At 70.4% G+C, this 18,676-nt stretch carries 19 protein-coding genes; 16 read left to right on the top strand and 3 right to left on the bottom strand.

The features are described 5' to 3' along the window. Nucleotides 1–52 precede the first annotated feature (52 nt). Nucleotides 53–382 carry a PLD nuclease N-terminal domain-containing protein gene (locus ACFVIM_RS20855; protein WP_384303313.1) on the bottom strand — a complete coding sequence of 110 codons (330 nt, stop codon included), beginning with the start codon at nt 380–382 and terminating at the stop codon, nt 53–55. Between the two features lie 90 nt (nt 383–472). Between ACFVIM_RS20855 and ACFVIM_RS20860 the strand changes: the two genes are divergently transcribed. The 10 genes from ACFVIM_RS20860 to ACFVIM_RS20905 all read left to right on the top strand — a co-directional run bounded on the left by ACFVIM_RS20860 (nt 473) and on the right by ACFVIM_RS20905 (nt 9,998). Next, a complete protein-coding gene (locus tag ACFVIM_RS20860) occupies nt 473–1,924 on the top strand; it encodes a menaquinone biosynthesis decarboxylase (protein WP_384303315.1) in 1,452 nt (483 codons plus the stop codon). Next, nucleotides 1,921–2,823: a menaquinone biosynthesis prenyltransferase MqnP gene (gene mqnP / locus ACFVIM_RS20865; protein WP_384303317.1), complete on the top strand. Its 903-nt coding sequence runs from the start codon at nt 1,921–1,923 to the stop codon at nt 2,821–2,823. Before ACFVIM_RS20860 ends, mqnP begins: the two co-directional genes overlap by 4 nt. Before the next feature lie 43 nt (nt 2,824–2,866). After that, entirely contained in the window at nt 2,867–3,427 is a 561-nt protein-coding gene (locus tag ACFVIM_RS20870; RefSeq protein WP_384303319.1) for a Uma2 family endonuclease, read from the top strand. Nucleotides 3,428–3,475: 48 nt separating this feature from the next. Beyond that, nucleotides 3,476–4,150 (top strand): UbiX family flavin prenyltransferase, encoded by a 675-nt coding sequence (locus tag ACFVIM_RS20875; RefSeq protein WP_384303321.1) that lies wholly within the window; start codon nt 3,476–3,478, stop codon nt 4,148–4,150. 354 nt (nt 4,151–4,504) lie between these two features. Next, the gene (locus tag ACFVIM_RS20880) at nt 4,505–4,960 is read left to right on the top strand and encodes an Lrp/AsnC family transcriptional regulator (RefSeq protein WP_384303323.1); all 456 of its coding nucleotides are present in this window, start codon (nt 4,505–4,507) and stop codon (nt 4,958–4,960) included. A gap of 50 nt (nt 4,961–5,010) precedes the next feature. Beyond that, the gene (gene mqnE / locus ACFVIM_RS20885) at nt 5,011–6,174 is read left to right on the top strand and encodes an aminofutalosine synthase MqnE (protein ID WP_384303325.1); all 1,164 of its coding nucleotides are present in this window, start codon (nt 5,011–5,013) and stop codon (nt 6,172–6,174) included. A 4-nt stretch (nt 6,175–6,178) separates the two neighbouring features. After that, nucleotides 6,179–6,703, top strand: a complete 525-nt coding sequence (locus ACFVIM_RS20890; RefSeq protein WP_384303327.1) for a GNAT family N-acetyltransferase — start codon at nt 6,179–6,181, stop codon at nt 6,701–6,703. Nucleotides 6,704–6,819: 116 nt separating this feature from the next. Continuing rightward, a complete protein-coding gene (locus ACFVIM_RS20895; protein WP_384303329.1) occupies nt 6,820–7,101 on the top strand; it encodes a DUF4229 domain-containing protein in 282 nt (93 codons plus the stop codon). A 689-nt stretch (nt 7,102–7,790) separates the two neighbouring features. Continuing rightward, nucleotides 7,791–9,143, top strand: coding sequence for a dicarboxylate/amino acid:cation symporter (locus ACFVIM_RS20900; protein WP_384303331.1), 1,353 nt, complete (start codon nt 7,791–7,793; stop codon nt 9,141–9,143). Between the two features lie 195 nt (nt 9,144–9,338). Continuing rightward, complete coding sequence (locus tag ACFVIM_RS20905) at nt 9,339–9,998, top strand: TetR/AcrR family transcriptional regulator (protein ID WP_384303333.1); 660 nt, start codon at nt 9,339–9,341, stop codon at nt 9,996–9,998. 353 nt (nt 9,999–10,351) lie between these two features. Here ACFVIM_RS20905 and ACFVIM_RS20910 read toward each other — a convergent pair whose 3' ends face one another. After that, nucleotides 10,352–10,555: a cold-shock protein gene (locus tag ACFVIM_RS20910; protein WP_003967102.1), complete on the bottom strand. Its 204-nt coding sequence runs from the start codon at nt 10,553–10,555 to the stop codon at nt 10,352–10,354. A gap of 355 nt (nt 10,556–10,910) precedes the next feature. Between ACFVIM_RS20910 and ACFVIM_RS20915 the strand changes: the two genes are divergently transcribed. The 5 genes from ACFVIM_RS20915 to ACFVIM_RS20935 all read left to right on the top strand — a co-directional run bounded on the left by ACFVIM_RS20915 (nt 10,911) and on the right by ACFVIM_RS20935 (nt 16,379). Then, nucleotides 10,911–11,792, top strand: coding sequence for a menaquinone biosynthetic enzyme MqnA/MqnD family protein (locus ACFVIM_RS20915; protein WP_384303335.1), 882 nt, complete (start codon nt 10,911–10,913; stop codon nt 11,790–11,792). Nucleotides 11,793–11,873: 81 nt separating this feature from the next. Then, entirely contained in the window at nt 11,874–13,661 is a 1,788-nt protein-coding gene (locus tag ACFVIM_RS20920; protein WP_384303337.1) for a protein kinase, read from the top strand. A 122-nt stretch (nt 13,662–13,783) separates the two neighbouring features. Next, entirely contained in the window at nt 13,784–14,983 is a 1,200-nt protein-coding gene (gene mqnC / locus ACFVIM_RS20925) for a cyclic dehypoxanthinyl futalosine synthase (RefSeq protein ID WP_384303339.1), read from the top strand. A gap of 7 nt (nt 14,984–14,990) precedes the next feature. After that, the gene (locus ACFVIM_RS20930; RefSeq protein ID WP_384303341.1) at nt 14,991–15,644 is read left to right on the top strand and encodes a hypothetical protein; all 654 of its coding nucleotides are present in this window, start codon (nt 14,991–14,993) and stop codon (nt 15,642–15,644) included. A 30-nt stretch (nt 15,645–15,674) separates the two neighbouring features. Next, a complete protein-coding gene (locus ACFVIM_RS20935; protein ID WP_384303343.1) occupies nt 15,675–16,379 on the top strand; it encodes a demethylmenaquinone methyltransferase in 705 nt (234 codons plus the stop codon). A 120-nt stretch (nt 16,380–16,499) separates the two neighbouring features. On the opposite strand, the gene ACFVIM_RS20940 is transcribed toward ACFVIM_RS20935, so the two are convergent. Further along, a complete protein-coding gene (locus ACFVIM_RS20940; RefSeq protein ID WP_384303345.1) occupies nt 16,500–17,003 on the bottom strand; it encodes a GNAT family N-acetyltransferase in 504 nt (167 codons plus the stop codon). Between the two features lie 102 nt (nt 17,004–17,105). On the opposite strand from ACFVIM_RS20940, the gene ACFVIM_RS20945 reads away from it, so the two are divergent. Then, a complete protein-coding gene (locus ACFVIM_RS20945; RefSeq protein WP_384303347.1) occupies nt 17,106–18,392 on the top strand; it encodes a geranylgeranyl reductase family protein in 1,287 nt (428 codons plus the stop codon). Nucleotides 18,393–18,676: the final 284 nt, after the last annotated feature.

An 18,676-nucleotide genomic window follows, 5' to 3' on the forward strand; every position in this document is an offset into this window, starting at 1 on the left:
GATATCAGCGGCCCCTTTCCATAGGGTCCGTACGCGTACGGGAACGGCCCGCTCAGGCGGCTCCGCCCTCGTCGTCCCTCGTGTCGTCCTTCTTCTTCCGGGACTCGTCACCCTCGTCCCGGAGTGACTTCAGGAACTCCGGATTGTCGTCGGGCGCCACCCAGGTGCGGCCCCGGTTCCCCCGGTACGACGGCGTACGGCGCGGGCGGCCCGCGATGAACCACGCGATGGGGCCGAGCAGCACCTGTCCGAAGAGGAGCACGATGATCACCCAGGCGACCTTGGGGAGGTTCCTGACCTCCTTCTCCGGGGTGTTCAGGCAGTCGATGAAGGCGTAGATCCACAGCGCCAGGACCAGCAGGAAGGGCAGATACCTGAGCATGGTCTGAACGTCCCCCAGAGTGAGGCGGTGGGGCCAGGAAACGGCCCCCGGTGACGCCGCCAGGGTAACCGGTACCGGATACTGGACCGCATGGCTTATGACGATCTCCGCTCTCTGCTCCGGGCCCTCGAACGCGAGGGAGACCTCAAGCGGATCACCGCCGAGGTCGATCCCCACCTGGAGATCGGGGAGATCGTCGACCGGGTGAACAAGGCCGGTGGCCCCGCGCTCCTCTTCGAGAACGTACGCGGCGCGGACATGCCGCTGGCGATGAACGTCTTCGGGACCGACCGGCGGCTGCTCAAGGCGCTCGGGCTGAAGTCCTACGCGGAGATCGGCGAGAAGATCGGCGGACTGCTCAAGCCGGAGCTGCCGCACGGTTTCGTCGGGGTGCGCGAGGCGTTCGGCAAGCTCGGGTCGATGGTGCACGTGCCGCCGAAGAAGGTGAAGGACGCCCCCGTCCACGAGGTGGTGCTGCGGGGCGAGGACGTCGACCTCGACGCGCTGCCCGCGCTCTTCACCTGGCCCAAGGACGGCGGCTCCTTCTTCAACCTCGGCCTCACCCACACCAAGGACCCCGAGAGCGGGGTGCGCAACCTCGGTCTCTACCGGCTCCAGCGCCATGACCAGCGCACCATCGGGATGCACTGGCAGATCCACAAGGACAGCCGCAACCACTACCAGGTGGCCGCGCGGCGCGGCGAGCGGCTGCCGGTCGCCATCGCCTTCGGCTGCCCGCCCGCCGTGACCTACGCCTCCACCGCGCCGCTGCCGGGCGACATCGACGAGTACCTGTTCGCCGGGTTCCTCCAGGGCAAGCGGATCGAGATGGTCGACTGCAAGACCGTGCCGCTCCAGGTCCCGGCCCAGGCCGAGGTCGTGCTGGAGGGCTGGCTGGAGCCCGGGGAGATGCTCCCCGAGGGCCCCTTCGGCGACCACACCGGCTTCTACACCCCGCAGGAGCCCTTCCCGGCGCTGACCATCGACTGTGTGACCATGCGCCGCCGTCCGCTGCTCCAGTCCATCGTGGTCGGCCGCCCGCCCACCGAGGACGGCCCGCTGGGGCGCGCGACGGAGCGTTTCTTCCTGCCGCTGCTGAAGATCATCGTCCCGGACATCGTCGACTACCACCTGCCGGAGGCCGGGGGCTTCCACAACTGCGCGATCGTCTCGATCGACAAGAAGTACCCCAAGCACGCCCAGAAGGTGATGTCCGCCATCTGGGGCGCGCACATGATGTCGCTGACCAAGCTGATCATCGTGGTGGACCAGGACTGCGACGTCCACGACCTCCACGAGGTCGCCTGGCGGGCGCTGGGCAACACCGACTACGCCCGCGACCTCACCGTCACCGAGGGCCCGGTCGACCATCTGGACCACGCCTCCTACCAGCAGTTCTGGGGCGGCAAGGCGGGTATCGACGCCACCGCCAAATGGCCCGAGGAGGGCTATGTCCGCGATGGCGGCTGGCCCGAGATGGTCGAGTCCGACCCCGCGACGGCGGCGCTGGTCGACCGCCGCTGGAAGGAATACGGCCTGTGAGCGCTCCGGCCGCCGCCGTACCCGGTCCGGGCAGGACCCGGGCGTTTCTGCGCCTGGTGATGATCGAGCACTCGGTCTTCGCGCTGCCCTTCGCCTATATCGCCACGCTGACCGCGATGTTCCAGCGGGACGGGTCCATCGACTGGACCACCCTGCTGCTGGTCACCGTCGCGATGGTGGGGCTGCGGACCTTCGCGATGGCCTGCAACCGGATCATCGACCGCGAGCTGGACGCCCGTAATCCGCGCACCGCCCAGCGCGAGCTGGTCACCGGCGCGGTCTCCGTCCGCTCCGCCTGGACCGGCGCGCTGATCGCCCTCGTCTTCTTCCTGGGCGCCGCCGCGCTGCTCAACCCGCTCTGTCTGGCGCTGGCGCCGGTCGCGGTCATCCCGATGGTGATCTATCCGTACGGGAAGCGGTTCACCGACTTCCCGCACGCCATCCTCGCCCTCGCCCAGGCGATGGGCCCGGTCGGCGCCTGGCTGGCGGTGACCGGCACCTGGTCCGGGGACGCGGTGATCCTCGGTCTCGCGGTCGGTGTCTGGATCGGCGGCTTCGACCTGATCTTCGCCTGCCAGGACGTGGCCGCCGACCGGGCCGAGGGGGTCCGCTCGGTCCCGGCCCGCTTCGGTGTCCCGGCGGCGCTGTACGGGGCCCGGGGCGCCCACGCGGTCACGGTGGCCCTGCTGGTCTGGTACGCCCTGGCCACCGAGGCGGGCGCCTTCTTCTGGACCGGCCTGGCGATCGTGACGGCCGCCTTCGTCTACGAGCACTCCATCGTGCGCCCCGGCGACCTCTCCCGGCTGAACCGCGCGTTCTTCACCGTCAACGGATTCATCGGCATCGCCCTGTTCGTGTGCGCGCTGCTGGACCTGGTGGTGCGGGGGCTGACGGTCTGACGAGCGTCTGGCCTACCATCGAGGGCAGGACAGGGAGGCTGACGTGACCGCTTCGGAGACCGACCACCTGCACTCGCAGCTCAGCCGGTTCGAGGACATGTTCCCCGGCTATCGGATGGAGATTGTCGAGGGCAATGTCGTGCTGAGCCCCCTCCGGGCGTTCCACGCCAAGACGATCCGCCTGGTGTGGAACCTCCTGGAGTCGCAGATCTCCCCCCAGTGGGAGTGCGTCAGCGATGTGCTCTTCCCCTTCGGGGACGGTTTCGAGTTCTGCCCCGACCTCGCCGTCATCCCGGCCCGGGAGGAGGCGCGCAACCTCAGTGTCTACTCGGTGGAGCTGATCGAGCTGGCCATCGAGGTCGTCTCCCCGAGCAGCGTCCGCAACGACTACGAGGTCAAGGACCGGCAGTACGCGGCCCGGGGCATCGCCAACTACCTGATCTTCGATCCGTCCCGTGGCGAGGTCGTCACCCGCTGGAACCCGGGCCCCACCGGCTACCGGGGCACCGACACCTTCCGGTACGGCACCACGGTCAAGATCGACACCTCCGTCGGCGCACTCACCTTCGACACCTCCGGCCTGCCGGTCGACCCCAACGCCTGATCCCCGGGCCCGGCGGGCCCCCCGCGGCCCGCCGGTTAGGCTCGCCGTGTGGAGCCAACAGCACAGCACCCCCGCAAGCCCTGGATCGTCGGGGTCTCCGGCGCCTCCGGCACCCCGTACGCCGCCGCCGTGGTGCGGGGGCTCATCGCGGCGGGGGAGAGCGTCGACCTGGTGGTCTCGCGGGCCGCGCGGCTGACGATCCTGGACGAGACCGGGATCGCCTACCGGGACGCGCACTGGCGCGATGACCTGGCCGAGTGGCTGGGGCGGGGCGCCGACGGCAAGCCGGGGACCTTCGAGACCGATCTGTCGGACGTGCGCCACTGGGCGGCGGGCGATCTCGCCGCCGGGCCGTCCTCCGGTTCGTACCCCGCGAAGGGGATGCTGATCATGCCCGCCTCCACCGCCTGTGTCGCCGGGGTGGCGCTCGGGCTCTCGAAGGACCTGCTCCAGCGCGTGGCCAGTGTCACGCTCAAGGAGCGCAGGCCGCTGGTGGTGGCGGTGCGCGAGACCCCTCTCAGCGGCCAGACCCTGCGGCAGCTCGTCGCCCTGGACGAGGCCGGGGCCGTGGTGCTGCCCGCCTCCCCGGGTTTCTACGCGGGCGCCACGCATATCCAGGAACTGGTGGACTTCGTCGCCGGACGGGCGCTGGACGCGGTCGGTGTGGAGCACCGGCTCTACCGGCGCTGGGAAGGGCGGCTGGGGGGCGCGCGCTCCGACTGAGCGGCGCGCGCCGGGACCGGGTGGCGCGCGGTTCCTCCGTACGGCGTGTGCGCCGGTCGGGCGGCGCGCGTCGCGGCGGACAGGGCCCGCCCACGCGACGTCTGGAGAGATCCTCGGAGACCGTCGCGCATTCTTTGGAAGAATCACAGGAATCGCTGGATTCGCAGGGGTTCAACTTCGCACGCCTTAGATTCAACGATTGAGCAGGCAAGAGCTCAGAAGTCAGGACCTCAGGACCTCAGAGGGCGCCGTCCGGCACGGCGCCGTCTGGCACGGCACGGCTCGATCCACACCGTCTGGCACGGCACGGATCGATCCAGAGACCATCCACGGACGCAGGAAGGCTCCAGGCACATGGACGCGGTGGACAGACAGCTCATCCAGGCCCTCCGGGAGAACGGCAGGGCCTCCTACGCCGAGCTGGGACGGCTCGTCGGACTCTCCGGCCCCAGCGTCACCGACCGCATCAACCGCCTAGAGGCGGCGGGTGTCATCACCGGCTACCGCGCCACCGTCGACGCGGCCTCCCTCGGGCTCGGGGTGACCGCCCTGATCGGCATCTCCCTCTCCGACGCCGCCGACCACGAGGACGTGGCCCGCAGGTTGCGCGATCTGGAGGAGATCGAGGACTGCTGGTTCATCGCGGGCGACGACTCGTACATGCTCAAGGTCCGCGCCAGCGATGTCGACGGACTGGAGAAGACCATCCGCCGCCTCAGCGGAACCCGGGGAGTCTCCCGCACCAGGACCACGATCGTGCTCTCCACCAAGTGGGAGAACCGGGTCGGCGAGTTGCCCGAACAGGCGTAGGCGTACGGTTGGGGAGCCCGATGGACGAAAGAGTTATGGGAGGCGGGCGCATGGACGCTGGGCTCAAGCGCGAGCTGGAGGAGAAGGTCAGGGCCGGTGAACGGCTCACGCGTGAGGACGGTATCGCCCTCTACGCGTCGGACGACCTCGCCTGGCTCGGCGGACTCGCCCACGAGGTCCGCACCCGGAAGAACGGCGACGTCGTCCACTTCAACGTCAACCGTCACCTCAATATGACCAATGTGTGCACCGCGTCGTGCGCCTACTGCTCGTTCCAGCGCAAGCCGGGCGAGAAGGACGCGTACACCATGCGCATCGAGGAGGCCGTCCGCCTCGCCAAGGCGATGGAGAACGAGAACCTCACCGAGCTGCACATCGTCAACGGGCTCCACCCCAATCTGCCCTGGCGCTACTACCCCCGCTCGCTCAGCGCCCTCAAGGAGGCCCTGCCGAACGTCTCACTGAAGGCGTTCACGGCCACCGAGATCCACCACTTCGAGACCATCTCGGGCATGTCCGCCTCCGAGATCCTCGACGAGCTGATCGAGGCGGGCCTCGAATCACTCACCGGCGGCGGCGCGGAGATCTTCGACTGGGAGGTCCGCCAGCACATCGTCGACCACCGCACCCACTGGGAGGACTGGTCGCGCATCCACCGCCTGGCGCACTCCAAGGGGCTCAAGACCCCCAGCACCATGCTCTACGGACACATCGAGGAGCCGCGCCACCGCGTGGACCACGTGCTGCGGCTGCGCGAACTCCAGGACGAGACCGGCGGCTTCCAGGTCTTCATCCCGCTGCGCTACCAGCACGACTTCGTGGACATGAAGGACGGCAAGATCCGCAACCGCCTCCAGGCCCGCACCACCATGGCGACGGGCGCCGAGGCGCTGAAGACCTTCGCGGTCTCCCGGCTGCTCTTCGACAACGTCCCGCACGTCAAGGTCTTCTGGGTGATGCACGGCGTCCAGACCGCCCAGCTCGCGCTCCAGCACGGCGCCGACGACATGGACGGCTCGGTCGTCGAGTACAAGATCACTCATGACGCCGACAACTACGGCACCCCCAACAAGCTCACCCGGGACGATCTGCTGGACCTGATCCGGGACGCCGGCTTCCGTCCGGTCGAGCGCAACACCCGGTACGAGATCATCCGCGAGTACCCCGGCCCCGACGCCGACCGCCGCGAATCCCCCCAGCCGATGCGGGTGTGACCCGGTGGCCCTGCGCTACACCCTGGACCCGGCGGTCGACCACCGGCTGAAGGACTCCCTGCTGCGGCTGTGGACCGACGTCACCAACGCGGGCGGCGCCGTCGGCTTCGTCCCTCCCGTCACCGAGGAGACGGTACGGCCGGAACTCGTCCGCCACCTCGTCGCCCTGGCCGAGGGAGGCTCCCGGCTGCTGGTCGGCCGGGACGAGGACGGCGAGATCCAGGCCGCCGCCGTCCTCTCCTTCAACGAACACCGGCTGATGACCCACTGGGTCTGGCTCTACACCGTCATGGTCCACCCCCGCCGCCAGGGCGGGGGCCACGGCCGCGCCCTGATGACCGCCGCCGCCGAGGCCGCCCGCGGCTGCGCGGGCATCGAGGCGATCCGGCTCACCTGCCGGGGCGGCCTCGGCCTGGAGCGGTTCTACGCGTCCTGCGGCTACAAGGAGGTCGGCCGGGTGCCGGGCGCGATCCGGGTCGCCCCCGGCGATGACCGCGACGACGTGATCATGCTGCTGCCGCTCCACTGAACGCCGTCCCGGTCACGCCGTTCCCCACCGGGACGGGTGCCCGACTGATCCACAACCGGGCGTGCTTCACTGGTTCGGCAGGATCTGCCCGTACGACGAGAGAGAGGCTCCCCGCCGTGTCCACCAAGTCGAGCGCCGCGCTGAAGTACACCGGTCTGCGCTTCGCCATCTTCGCCGGATGCTTCGTGGTCGTCGCCGCGCTGGTGCAGTTCGGCATCCTGCCCAAGGGCCTCGGAGACGCCCACTTCGCCTGGATCCTGCTGCTCGCCGTGGTCGTCTCGGCGCCGCTGAGCTTTGTCCTGCTGCGTAAGCAGCGGGACGCGATGTCGCAGCAGATCGTCTCGAAGGTGGACCACGCCAAGGCCCGTCTGGAGTCCAACCGGACCCGAGAAGACTGATTTTTTAGCGGTTCTTCTCCCCCAGGCTCCGCCTGGGGGGACCCCCACCGGGGCGCTTGAGTCGAGATTCTCGCGTCCGACGTGCTCGATCGCTCGTTCCTCGCGATCTCCGCGCGACGGCCGTGAAATCCCCCAGGCCTGCGCCTGGGGGTGCCCCCAGACGCGCCCCTTTGGCTCAGAACCGACCTCGGGTGGAGCGAGCCGTCACACGGAGCTACTCACCGGCAGAGGCCCTCGGGGTGATCCGGTGGTGAGGCCCACAGTGAGCCCAAGGGGATGGCCTGGCGCGGTGATGGACGGGATGGGTGATCACGCCCCCGGCCGGGGAGGGAGACCTCCTTCGGCCGGGGGCGTGGTGCATTCCTGGAGTGGGCGTGGTGAATACCTCAAAGGGGAGCTTTGAGGTTCTCAAAGTTCAAGTGTTAACGTACTGGACATGACGTCAGCAGCAGCGCGCCCCGACTCCGCCATGAGCACCCCGCTCGTGGCGTGTCCGCACGTTGGTCTCTGCCGCTGTATGTCAGCGATCTATGGCCTCTCCGCGGCCTGTCGCCTGTCCGCGGTCTGTCACCGCTCGGTCTGACCCCGTACCGCCTCCGGCACCGTCCGCGGCCGTCGCCCTCCGTACACGGGCCGCCGCGTCCCACACCCCCCGCATCCCCTCTCCCACCGCTCACTGGAGTGTGTCCGTGTCCGCGAACACCGCGACCACCCCGGCCGGAAACCCCACCGGCCGACGCATACCGAAGATCCCCTTCTGGGCGCAGATCGTCGCCGGTCTGGTCCTGGGTGTCCTGCTCGGCTGGCTGGCCCGGGGCCAGGACATCAGCTGGCTGAAGGACACTCTGGGTCATATCGGCGACATCTTCGTCCGGCTGCTGAAGCTGGCCGTCGCGCCGCTGGTCTTCTTCGCGATCCTGGTGTCGATCACCAATCTGCGGAAGGTCAACAATGCCGCCCGGCTCGCCGCCCGCACCCTGCTCTGGTTCATGATCACCTCGCTGATCGCAGTCGCCATCGGCATCGCGATCGGTCTGCTGACCAACCCGGGCGAGGGCACCGGACTGACCCCCAAGGACGGTCAGGCGCCCAAGAAGGAGGGCAGCTGGATCGACTTCCTGACCGGGATCGTCCCGACGGACGTCATCACGCCCTTCACCGAGCTGAACGTCCTCCAGATCGTCTTCCTCGCCGCGGTCGCCGGTATCGCCGCCCTCGCCCTCGGTGAGCGGGCCAAGCCCGTCCTCACCCTCAGTGAGGCCGTGCTGGAACTGCTCCAGAAGGCCCTGTGGTGGGTCATCCGGCTCGCCCCGCTCGGCACCGTCGGTCTCATCGGCTACGCCATCGCCGACTACGGCTGGGACCTGATCAGCAAGTACGCGACCTTCACCGCCGATGTCTACATCGGCTGCGCCCTGGTGCTCTTCGGTGTCTACCCGCTGCTGCTGGCGACCGCCGCCAAGGTCAACCCGCTCCACTTCTACCGGGGCGCCTGGCCCGCGATCCAGCTCGCCTTCGTCTCCCGCTCCTCCGTCGGCACGATGCCGCTGACCCAGAAGGTCACCGAGCGGCTCGGCGTGCCGAAGGAGTACACCTCCTTCGCGGTGCCCTTCGGCGCCACCACCAAGATGGACGGCTGCGCCGCGATCTACCCGGCGCTGGCGGCGATCTTCATCGCGCAGATCTTCGACGTCCAGCTGGGTGTCCAGGACTATCTGCTGATCGCCTTCGTCTCGGTGGTCGGCTCGGCGGCCACGGCCGGTCTCACCGGGGCGACCGTGATGCTGACCCTGACCCTCTCCACGCTGGGTCTCCCGCTGGAGGGCGTGGGTCTGCTGATGGCGATCGACCCGATCCTCGACATGATCCGGACCGCGACCAACGTGGCCGGCCAGGCCCTGGTCCCGGTGATCGTCGCCGCCCGCGAGAAGATCCTCGACCACGACGCCTACACCAGCGCCACCTCCTCCCCGATCGACGAGGACCCGACGGCCGCGGACGTCCCGGCCGCCGACGGCAAGCTGGCGGTCTCGCCCTCCTAGGGATGCCACGGGGAACGGCCGCTTCCCGGTCGAATTCGATCACTCTGTGATCGCTCGGAGCCCTCTTTCCTTCGTACGTGACTGGCGTACGGGAAAGGGGGCTCCGGCCCGTTCTGGTGACGCTCCCGGCCCGTACGCTTACCGAGCGGTAGGGCGGGGCTGCACCGGAACGGGTCGGAGGGACGTGACAGTGCCATGGGCGCGGTGAAGAGCGCGAGGACCGGTCGACGGATGCCCCGGGCGGTGCGCGAGCGGCAGATGCTGGACGCGGCCGTGAGGATCTTCGCCCGGCGCGGCTACCGGGCCACCTCGATGGAGGAGATCGCCGAGCGGGCCGGGGTCTCCAAACCCCTGGTCTATCTCTATCTGAACTCCAAGGAAGAGCTGTTCACGGCCTGTATCCGGCGGGAGGCCGAGGCGCTGCTCGCCGCCGTGCAGTCCGCGGTCGACCCGGCGCTCCCCGCCGACCGGCAGCTGTGGGCCGGGCTCACCGCCTTCTTCGCCCACACCGCGCGCCATCCCGACGGGTGGTCCGTGCTCCACCGGCAGGCGCGCACCCACGGGGAACCGTTCGCCGGAGAGGTCGCGGCGCTGCGGGACACCATCGTCGCCTATGTGACCGGGCTGGTCCGGGCCGCCGCCCATGAGGCGGGGGCGGCTCGTCAGGAACCCGAACTGGCCGAACGCGATGTGGCGGGCGTGGCCCAAGTACTGGTGGGCGCGGCGGAGTCGCTGGCCGCCTGGATGACCGAGACGGGCCGGGTCTCGGAGCGGGAGGCGGCGGCCACCCTGATGAACGTCGCCTGGGTGGGGCTGGGGCCGCTGCTGCGCGGGGAGCGCTGGGCGCCCCGCTGATCCGGCCGAGAGGGTGTGGGGATCTCCTTCCATTTCCCGGTGATATCCCTTGTCAGGCCCCATCGGGATATTCGGTCATGACGAACGCCGGTAGGCAATGGTGAACGGTGGTGAAACACCCATCGAACTCAGCGCGGCTGTCACGGGACCGGCCTTCCGGTACCGAAGGTTCGGCGCGGGAGTGGCGAAGGAGTACCAAAGGGGCATCGGGCGCAGACCGAGCATGGGGAACAAGCGCTGAATCCAAGATTCCGTAAAGGATAGGGAAAAAAGGCAGGAGCCCCGTCCCCCGAAAGGGGGCAGGGCTCCTTGGTACTGCGTGAAGTCGTGCGTGATTCGCCGACCCGGTTGGATTAGGCCGGGGTGACGTTCTCCGCCTGCGGGCCCTTCGGGCCCTGGGTGACGTCGAAGTTCACGACCTGGTTCTCCTCAAGGGAGCGGAAGCCGCTCGCGTTGATCGCGGAGTAGTGGACGAAGACATCCGGGCCGCCGCCGTCCTGGGCGATGAAGCCGAAGCCCTTTTCAGCGTTGAACCACTTGACGGTTCCGGTAGCCATAAGCCCTCCTTGGGCCAAAGGGTTGCCCTGCTCCAGAACCTGCAAACAAGTCTGAAAACTACAAAAGCCTGCGGGTCACATGCTCCGCAGGCTCTGTACTGCAAGGGAAACCAAACTGCAACTTGCGTCGAGCGTAGCACGGGGGGTGTTCGCGGCGGTAGAGGCGAAGATCACTTCACTCGGACGCTTGAAGTGGGGAGAGTGAGGGTGACGAACGGCCCGGGATCGCCCGCTTATGGACGGCGTGGCCGGATCGGGGCCGGAGGCTCCTTTCGGGGTGGCCCCCGCGTCCCTTTCGTGGTGGGAGTGACCCCCGCGCACCCGGTGGCGCGGCCGGGCGGTCTAGCCTCACATCGTGGACAGTCACGGAGAAAGCACAGCACCCCGCCACCGGCACGGCAGGCCGCGCGTCGGTCATATCCAGTTCCTCAACTGTCTGCCCCTGTACTGGGGCCTGGCCCGCACCGGAACCCTCCTTGACCTCGATCTGACCAAGGACACCCCGGAGAAGCTCAGCGAGCGCCTGGTGGGCGGGCAACTCGATATCGGCCCGGTCACCCTCGTGGAATTCCTGCGTAACGCCGACCAGCTCGTCGCCTTTCCCGATCTCGCGGTCGGCTGCGACGGTCCCGTGATGTCCTGTGTGATCGTCTCCCAGGTGGAGCTGGAGCGGCTCCACGGCGCCCGGGTCGCCCTCGGCTCCACCTCGCGTACCTCGGTGCGGCTCGCCCAGCTCCTGCTGGCGGAGCGGTACGGAGTGGAGCCGGACTACTACACCTGTCCGCCCGATCTCGGGCTGATGATGCAGGAGGCCGACGCCGCCGTCCTGATCGGTGACGCCGCCCTGCGCGCCTCCCTGCACGACGCGCCCCGTCTCGGCCTCCAGGTCCATGACCTGGGCCGGATGTGGAAGGAGTGGACGGGGCTGCCGTTCGTCTTCGCCGTGTGGGCCGCCCGCCGTGACTATCTGGAGCGCGAGCCCGCCCTCGTCCGGGAGGTCCACCGCGCCTTCCTCACCTCGCGTGATCTCTCCCTGGAGGAGGTCACCAAGGTCGCCGAGCAGGCCGCCCGCTGGGAGATCTTCGACGCGGAGCTGCTGGAGCGCTACTTCCGGACCTTGGACTTCCGCTTCGGCCCGGCCCAGCTCGCCGGGGTCCATGAGTTCGCCCGCCAGGTCGGCGCCACGACCGGCTTCCCCGCGGATGTCACGGTCGAGTTGCTCACCGCTCACGCTTGAGCGCGTTCCCCTCCCCCTCGACGCCCCTCGCCGCCTACTCTGACGAATTACAGGCGGGCAGATGTTGACCGGGGGGTACAGATGCATCCGCTGACTTCGGGGGAGCCGCATGTCATCGGCGGGTACCGGCTGCTGGGCAGACTGGGCGCGGGGGGGATGGGGCGGGTCTATCTCGGGCGCAGCCAGGGCGGACGCACCGTCGCCGTGAAGGTCGTCCATCCGCATATCGCGCTGGACGAGGAGTTCCGGGCCCGGTTCCGGCGGGAGGTCGCGGCGGCGCGCCGGGTGGGCGGCCAGTGGACCGCGCCCGTCCTGGACGCCGATCCGGAGGCGCACCTGCCGTGGGTCGCCACCGGTTTCGTCGCCGGGCCGCCGCTCTCCCGCGCCATCGGCGACCATGGCCCGCTGCCCGAGTCCTCGGTACGCGCCCTGATCGCCGGGCTCGCCGAGGTACTGGCGGCCGTCCACGCGCTGGGTCTGGTCCACCGCGATGTGAAACCGTCCAACGTCCTGCTCGCCCTCGACGGCCCGCGTCTGATCGACTTCGGGATCGCCCGTGCCCTCGACGGCGCCACCGTGCTCACCTCCACCGGGGTCTCGGTCGGCTCACCGGGCTATATGTCACCGGAGCAGATCCTCGGCCAGCCGGTCGGCGCCGCCACCGACGTCTTCGCGCTCGGCGCCCTCCTCGCGTACGCGGCGACCGGCAAGTCGCCCTTTCCGGGGAACTCCTCGGCCACCCTGCTCTACCGCGTCATCCACGGCACGCCGGAACTGGACGGTGTCGGCGGCGCGTTACGGGAGCTGGCCGAGGCGTGCCTCGCCAAGGACCCGGACGCGCGTCCCACTCCGGCGGAGGTGGCCCACGCGCTCGCCCCCTCCGGCGCGGCCGGGCTGGTGCGGGCCGGATGGCTGCCCTGGCCCGTGGTCGAGCAGGTGAGCAGGCTGGCGGTCGATCTGCTGGACCGCGAGCCGCCGCCGCTGCCGTCCCGGGAGCGGCCTCGTGCCCCGCTGGAGGAGCTGGAGCCGCCGCGGGCCCGGGGCCCGGTGGCGGATCGGCCCTCCTCCCTCGTGGGACCGGGCCGCCCCAGGAACGCGGAGCCGGCGGAGGCGCGCTGTGCCCTCGGGCTGGTGGAGGAGCGCGCCGGGGAACGGGCCACGGGGGCGCGGGTGCCACCGCAGCCGAGGTCCCCGGAGGCGCCGGTGGCGCGGGCCGCGCCCGCCGGGCCCGTGACGGACGGGCCCGTGACGGACGGGAGGCCGGTGGCGGCCGGATCCGGTGCGCGGGAGGACGCCCGGGAGCCGGGCGGCGCCCCGTCCACGGGAGGCGCTCCCTCGGACCGGAAGCCGAAGCGCCGTCGGCGCGGAGCCAGTTGCGCGCTGTCGCTGACGGTGGGGGCGGCGGTGCTGGCGGGGGCGGTCTTCGGGGCCCGGATGTTCTTTCCCGCCTCGGGCGGGAGCTCGCTGGCCCCGGGACCCGTGGAGCGATCCGAGGTGGCCACCCCGTCCGACGGGGGGCTGGCGGTCCCCGTCGCCTTCCTCGGTTCCTGGAAGCCCCCGGTCGCGCCCGGTGAGCCCGTCGGCGGCACCTTCGTCCTTCGGCTCCACCCCCGGGACAAGCGGGGTGAGGTGGGTTCCCTGCGGCGGTTCGATCTGCTGGGCCGGATGGTCTGCGAGGACAGCCTGCGGCTGCTGCGGGTCACTCCGGCCGAGTTGGCGGCGGAGGCGGTGCCCCGTTCGCCCGCCACCGGATGCGCCATCCAGTCCTACCGGGTCCATCTGCTGGTCAGCCGGGGCTCGCTCGGCTACAGCGACACCTTCTGGAGCCCGGCCTCCCACGGTGTCGTCCTCGGCAGGGCGACCCCCTGAGCCTGGCCCGGAGGGCGTGGCGCCGGGGGCTGCCCTGGTCGCGAACTGCCCTGACGTACGCTGGGACCGCCCGCAGACGCCTCGTACAGCGTCGGAAGAAATCCGCCGAAAGGTGACACCCGGTGACCGAGAAGGCCGACCTTCAGTCCGTGCTGGACCGCGCTGCCGAGGGCGGCCGGATCACTCCGGAGGAGGCGCTCGACCTGTACCGCTCGGCGCCGCTCCACGCGCTGGGACGGGCCGCCGACGCGGTCCGCCGCCGTCGCTACGCCGGTACGGAGCACATCGCGACGTACATCATCGAGCGCAACATCAACTACACCAACGTCTGTGTGACGGCGTGCAAGTTCTGCGCCTTCTACGCGGCTCCCAAGGACGCCGCGAAGGGCTGGACCCGCGACCTCGACGACATCCTGCGGCGCTGCGCCGAGACCGTCGAGCTGGGCGGCACGCAGATCATGTTCCAGGGCGGGCACCACCCCGACTTCGGGGTGGAGTACTACGAGCAGCACTTCTCGGCCATCAAGGCGGCCTTCCCGCAGCTGGTCATCCACTCCCTCGGCGCCTCCGAGGTCGAGCACATGGCCCGGATCTCCGGAGTCTCCGCCGAGGAGGCGATCCAGCGGATCCACGCCGCCGGGCTCGACTCCTTCGCGGGCGCGGGCGCCGAACTGCTGCCCGCGCGGCCCCGCCAGGCCATCGCGCCGCTGAAGGAGTCGGGCGAGCGCTGGCTGGAGATCATGGAGATCGCCCACGGCCTGGGGGTGGAGTCCACCTCCACCATGCTGATGGGCACCGGTGAGACCAACGCGGAGCGCATCGAGCACCTGCGGATGATCCGTGAGGTCCAGGACCGTACGGGCGGCTTCCGCGCCTTCATCCCGTACACCTACCAGCCGGAGAACAACCGGCTGAAGGGCCAGACCCAGGCGACCATCTTCGAGTACCTGCGGATCATCGCCGTCGCCCGGCTCTTCTTCGACAACATCGCCCATATCCAGGGCTCCTGGCTGACCACCGGCAAGGAGATCGGCCAGCTCTCCCTCCACTACGGCGCGGACGACCTCGGCTCGATCATGCTGGAGGAGAACGTGGTCTCCTCGGCGGGCGCCAAGCACCGCTCCAACCGCCAGGAGATCATCGATCTGATCCGTACGGCGGGCCGGGTCCCGGCGCAGCGGGCGACGACCTACGAGCACCTCGTGGTCCACGACGACCCGGCCGACGACCCGGTCGACGCCCGTGTCGTCTCCCATATCTCCTCCACCGCGATCGAGGGCGGCACCGCCCACCCGGAGCTGAAGCTCCTGCCCACCACCTGACCGGCCCGTGCTCACCCTCCACACCGCCGATCAGCTCCTCGGGCACCCGGGCGGCTCCGGTCGTCAGGCCGTCGCCGTGGACGGCGCCACCGTCGTGGCGCTGGGACCGTACGAGGAGGTCAGTGCCGCCTTCCCCGGCGCCAGGACCCGGAACTGGCGCGGTCTGCTCACCCCGGGCCTGCGCCATCTCCGCGCCGCCGAACTGCTGGAGCGGGCCTACCACCCCGATCCGCGCGAGGCCGGGGACCTGGGCACCGAACCGCTCACCGGGGACGAGCTCGCGGTGTTCGCCCCTTCCGGCCTGGACGACACCCGCTGGGGGCAGAGCGCGCGGCGCGGGCTCCAGCGGCTGCTCGGGCAGGGGGTGACCGCCGTGGCCGGACCGTTCCGGCGGGCCCCGGTGCTGACGGCGGTGGCGCGCGGCGGACTGCGGGTGCTGCCCGCCGCGTCCGCCGGTGCCGTACCGGAGGGCGTCGGCGTCACCCTCGACCCGCTGGCCGGACGGGCACTGGCGGACGTCGTGGGTCCCGCGCTGGTGGTCGGCGCGGTGGCCGATCTCGCCGTCTTCGACGTGCCCGACGCGGCCGCCCTCGCCGAGCGGGGCACCAGGTCCTGTGTGGCGACCGTGCTCGGCGGGCGGCTGGTGTACCGCCGCGCGTGACGCCCTGACCGCCCTGCTTGAATGGGCGGCGTGACCCGAGCATCCCTGGACAAGCAGCCGCACGAGATCGCCTCGATGTTCGACGGCGTGGCGGAGAAGTACGACCTCACCAATGACGTCCTCTCCCTGGGCCAGGACCGCAGATGGCGCAAGGAGGTCGTGAAGGCCGTCGAGGCGCGCCCCGGACAGAAGGTCCTCGACCTCGCCGCGGGCACCGGCACCTCCTCGCTGCCGCTCGCCGCGACCGGCGCGTACGTCGTGCCCTGCGACTTCTCCCTCGGCATGCTCCGCACCGGGAAGAAGCGCCATGACTGGCTGCCGCTGACCGCCGGGGACGCGACCAGGCTGCCCTTCCGGGACGACACCTTCGACGCGGTGACCATCTCCTTCGGGCTGCGCAACGTCCAGGAGTACGGGCGGGCGCTGGCGGAGATGCTGCGGGTGACCCGGCCCGGCGGCCGGGTCGTGATCTGCGAGTTCTCCCACCCGACCTGGAAGCCGTTCCGCACGGTGTACGAGGAGTACCTGATGCGGGCACTGCCTCCGGTGGCGCGCGCGGTCTCGTCCAACCCGGACGCCTATGTCTATCTGGCCGAGTCCATCCAGTCCTGGCCCGACCAGGCCGCGCTCGCGGATGTCCTCCGTGAGGCGGGCTGGTCCCGGGTCGCCTGGCGCAATCTGAGCGGCGGCATCGTGACCCTCCACCGGGGGTTCAAGGAGGAGGGAGCCCGCTGAGGGGCCCCCGTCGCGCTCTTGTCGCGCCCTGAGGGCCCTTCCCCCCTGCCGGGAGTGGCTCCAGACGGCTCCGGACGGCTCCAGACGGCTCCAGACGGCTCCGGAGGGCTCCGGAGGGCTCTAGAGAGCGAGACGGAGACAGCGGACGGGACGGTCCGCGGTGGGGGAGCGGTAGGACTCCGCCGGAGTCATCCCGAGACGGCGGGCCACGGCGAGTGAGCGTTCGTTGCGCTCGTCCACGAGCGCCACCACCTCCGGCACCCCCGCCGCGCGCAGCCGCTCCAGCGTCACCCGGGCCGCCGCCGACGCGTATCCGCGCCCCCAGGCGGAGCTGGCCAGCCGCCACCCGATCTCCATCTCGCCGACCGGCCCCCACGCGCGGGGCCACGGCTGCGCCCCGGCGAAGCCGATGACCTCGCCGTCCTCGTCCAGGACCGTCCACAGACAGTGGCCCAGCTCGGCGTCATGGCGTCGCTGCCGGGCCGTCAGCTCCTCGTACACCGACAGTTCGCGCGGTCCGCCGAGGTATTCCATCACCCGCGGATCGTCGAAGACCCGGTGCCAGGCGTGCGCGTCCTCGTCGGTGGGCACACGCAGCCGTACGGCGGGGAGGAGTCTGCTCATCGGAGGGAGCCCTTCGGTGGGGTGATCGGTTGGTCCCCATAGACTGCACACGTCCAGTGCTTTTTAGGCACGTGAATATCGAGTCTTACGGGAGATCCCGCCGTGACCGAGCCCCTCTCCGAGCACAGCGCCGATGTGATCGTCGTCGGGGCCGGCCCGGCCGGCGCGACGACCGCCTACTACCTCGCCAAGGCCGGACTCGACGTCCTGCTGCTGGAGAAGACGGCGTTTCCCCGGGAGAAGGTCTGCGGCGACGGGCTCACCCCGCGCGCCACCAAGCAGCTGGTGTCGATGGGTATCGACATCTCCGAAGAGGCGGGCTGGCTGCGGAACAAGGGGCTGCGGATCATCGGCGGCGGGATGCGGCTCCAGCTCGACTGGCCGGAACTCGCCTCCTACCCGGACTACGGACTGGTCCGCAAGCGCGACGACTTCGACGAGCAGCTCGCCCGGCAGGCCCAGAAGGCGGGCGCCCGGCTCTACGAGCGGTGCAATGTCGGCGCCCCCGTCATCGACGAGCGCACCCGCCGGATCGTCGGCGTCGAGGCGCGTCTCGGTGAGGAGAAGACGCCCGTCACCTTCCGTGCTCCGCTGGTCGTCGCCGCCGACGGCAACTCCTCCCGGATCTCGCTGGCCATGGGTCTGCACCGCCGCGAGGACCGGCCGATGGGCGTCGCCGTACGGACGTACTTCACCTCGCCCCGGCACGACGACGACTATCTGGAGTCCTGGCTGGAGCTGTGGGACCGGCGCGGTCCCGGCCCGGACCGGCTGCTGCCCGGCTACGGCTGGATCTTCGGTATGGGCGACGGCACCTCCAACGTCGGCCTCGGCGTCCTCAACACCTCGTCCTCCTTCAAGGAGCTGGACTGGCGCGAGGTCCTCAAGGCGTGGTGCGCCTCCATGCCCGAGGAGTGGGGCTACACCGAGGAGAACATGACCGGCCCCATCCGGGGCGCGGCCCTGCCGATGGCCTTCAACCGGCAGCCGCACTACACCCGGGGGCTGCTGCTCGTCGGTGACGCGGGCGGGCTGGTCAACCCGTTCAACGGGGAGGGCATCGCCTACGCCATGGAGTCCGGGCAGATCGCCGCCGATGTGATCGTCCAGGCCCATGCCCGCGCCACCCCCGCCCAGCGCGAACTCGCCCTCCAGCGCTACCCGAAGGTCCTCAAGGACACCTACGGCGGGTACTACTCCCTCGGCCGCGCCTTCGTGAAGCTGATCGGGAACCCGAGGGTGATGAAGCTGGCGACCGAGCGCGGACTGAGCCATCCGGTGCTGATGCGCTTCACCCTGAAGATGCTGGCGAACCTGACCGACCCGACCGGCGGGGACGCGATGGACCGCATCATCAACGGGCTGTCGAAGGTCGCGCCCAAGGCATAGCGCGGGGCGGCGCGTTCGGCGGCTCCGGGCACCCGGCGGCGCGGCTCCCGGAATCCGGTGGGCCCGGCCCCGCCCGGCCACTGCTCCACCCGCCGTTCCCCCCCCCGGCACTCGATCGACCGGACGCGGGTCCCGTCCGCCGTACGTACGGTACGGGGGGGATCCGGCCGGTTGTCCGGAGCGTCGCGGTCGGCCTTGACCGGGTGATGCCCGGGATGTCAGGGATATCCGGGCTGTCCGCCGTACGGGCGTGGCCGGCCCGGAACGCGCCGACGGGGCCGGCC

Source organism: Streptomyces sp. NPDC057638 (assembly GCF_042800315.1).
Classification (GTDB): Bacteria; Actinomycetota; Actinomycetes; order Streptomycetales; family Streptomycetaceae; genus Streptomyces.